Source organism: Aquitalea sp. S1-19 (genome assembly GCF_024343515.1).
On the sequence record NZ_RJTZ01000309.1, the window covers coordinates 1 to 1,374 of the forward strand.

The following is a 1,374-nucleotide window of genomic DNA, read 5'->3' on the forward strand; positions in this document are numbered from 1 at the left end:
CGCGCCGCAGGACTGGGTGAAATTGCAGGTCAGTCGTCTGGGGGTTGATGCCGCGTATGGCCTGCCGGCCAGCCTTCCTGCAGAGAGCTTGCGGCTGCTATGCGTCGGCCGGCTATGCCCGGCTAAGGGGCAGCATCTGTTGTTACATGCAGTGGCACGGCTGCGTCGTGCAGGGATTAAATTGTCGCTGTTGATGGTCGGTAACGGGCCGACAGAGTTGTCTTTGCGTGCCGAGGTGGGACAGCTTGGGCTTGACTGTGTTCATTTTGCCGGGGCGCTGGGAAGAGAGGCAGTCAGGCACAGCTATTCGCAAGCCGATGTATTTGTTCTGCCAAGTTTCGCCGAAGGGGTGCCGGTTGTATTGATGGAAGCGATGGCAAGTGGCCTGCCTTGCGTGAGCACTCGTGTCGCCGGTATTCCTGAACTCCTTATTGATAACCAAACAGGTTTACTTGTACCGCCTGGTGATGAGGACGCACTGTTTGAGGCGCTTTGGCGGCTTGCAAGCAGCCCCGATTTACGCAGTCGCTTAGGGGCACATGCACGCGCCTGGGTGCGAGAACACTATGCTTTTGAGCGTAATCTGGACCAACTGGCAGGCTGCCTGCTGGCGATAGGTCGGGAGGGAAAGCATGCTTGAACGTGTCAAGAGCTGGATGCGGGCGTGCTTGCGCCGGCAGGCGCTGGAACGAAATCAGCTGGTCTGGTTGTACCGGCGGGTTTGTCGGCCACATGGAGCCGAGTGGGCCGACTATCTGCGTATGCATGGCGGATTACACCGGATAGGGGCGCTTTGCGAGATCAATATGAACGTCACGATCACTGATCCTGCCTATGTTTGCCTGGGACGTAATGTCCATCTATCGGGTTGCACGCTATTTGGTCATGACGGTAGCGTCGGCATGGTCAATGCAGCGTTGGGACTTGAGCTTGACCGGGTTGGCAAGGTTGATATTCGGGACAATGTATTTATTGGCCATCAGGCCGTGATTTTGCCGGGTGTGACCATCGGGCCGAATGTCATTGTCGCGGCCAATGCCGTGGTTAGCTCCAGTGTACCGGCTGGCGTGGTTGTTGGTGGCGTTCCTGCACGGGTGTTGTGTACCTTGGACGAATGGGTCGATCGGGTGAAGATGGCTAACACGGACTTGCCATGGGCGGACGAATTTATGCACTGCCGTCTTGCCGGTATGCCGGAGTCCGCTGCTTTGCGGACGCAACGCGCACGCTATTTTTATGGGGAGGCGCGCCTCGATGAATGAATACCTCCTGTTCGGAGTGCAGTTTTTTGGCGCGTTAGCCGCGCTGCTGGCTTTGCCGGGCACGTTAACGCTCTGGCGCTGGACGCGTGCAGCGAGGAGAAAGCCGCACTCC

2 protein-coding genes are annotated in these 1,374 nt (G+C 58.0%); both read left to right on the forward strand.

What is annotated here, in order from left to right; all coding sequences use genetic code 11:
* Positions 1-640: glycosyltransferase (locus EGI20_RS18685; RefSeq protein WP_498633193.1), on the forward strand; the 640-nt coding region annotated here is incomplete at its 5' end.
* On the forward strand, positions 633-1,262 hold the full coding sequence (locus EGI20_RS18690; protein WP_498632387.1) for an acyltransferase: 630 nt from the start codon (positions 633-635) through the stop codon (positions 1,260-1,262). The genes EGI20_RS18685 and EGI20_RS18690, both read left to right, overlap by 8 nt.
* The last annotated feature ends 112 nt before the right edge of the window (positions 1,263-1,374 follow it).